The sequence below is a fragment of the Mammaliicoccus sp. C-M13 genome (genome assembly GCF_022386845.1).
Taxonomy (GTDB): domain Bacteria; phylum Bacillota; class Bacilli; order Staphylococcales; family Staphylococcaceae; genus Mammaliicoccus; species Mammaliicoccus lentus.
Window position 1 is genome coordinate 1 of sequence record NZ_JAJNHQ010000035.1, and the last position, 638, is coordinate 638.

Below are 638 nucleotides of genomic sequence, written 5' to 3' on the forward strand. Positions count from 1 at the left end.
GATTTGTTTACTTTTTGATTCATCATCTCTCTTTCGAATTCTCTCCGCTTTTTTAAAACCTCATTCTCCATTTCTAAATATTTATTTCGTTCTTTTAATGCTTTAATTTCTGCATCTTTCATTTCATCTTCTGTCATTATAGATTGAGGTTTCCCTTTGCCTCGTCCATCTTCTAAACCAGCATTACCATGATTTTTATATTTTTTCACCCAATTATAAACTTGACCATAAGTCACTGAATATTTATCAGCGATTGTTTTATAATCACTATTACTTTCTATGTAATCTTTAACTATTTCAATGCGTTCTTCTAAATTTGTTTTTCTTGCTTTCATCGTATACACCTCGGGTTTTGGAGAATATGTTTTGTTCTCTTTACCCATAGTATAACGTTTTATCCAGTTTCGAACAGTGCGATCTGATGGGATATTGTATTTAATAGCCAACTGTACAGGTGATATTCCCTTTTCAAAATACTCATTAATAATTTGTAATTTAAAAGATGACGGATACGAGTTATTTTTTGTTTTAGGTAACAATCCATTAACTCCATATAATTTATACCTCTGGTATTTTTCACTTAATAATCTACGATTTGTATTCAATGACAACATTTTTATAACGTTTAAGAAGCTATA

The 638-nt window shown here is 29.5% G+C and carries 1 protein-coding gene; it reads right to left on the reverse strand.

Going from position 1 to position 638, the window contains the following annotated elements:
- Positions 1-539 (reverse strand): helix-turn-helix domain-containing protein (locus tag LQ615_RS13345; protein ID WP_239713623.1); only part of this gene is annotated, 539 nt, incomplete at its 3' end.
- Positions 540-638: the final 99 nt, after the last annotated feature.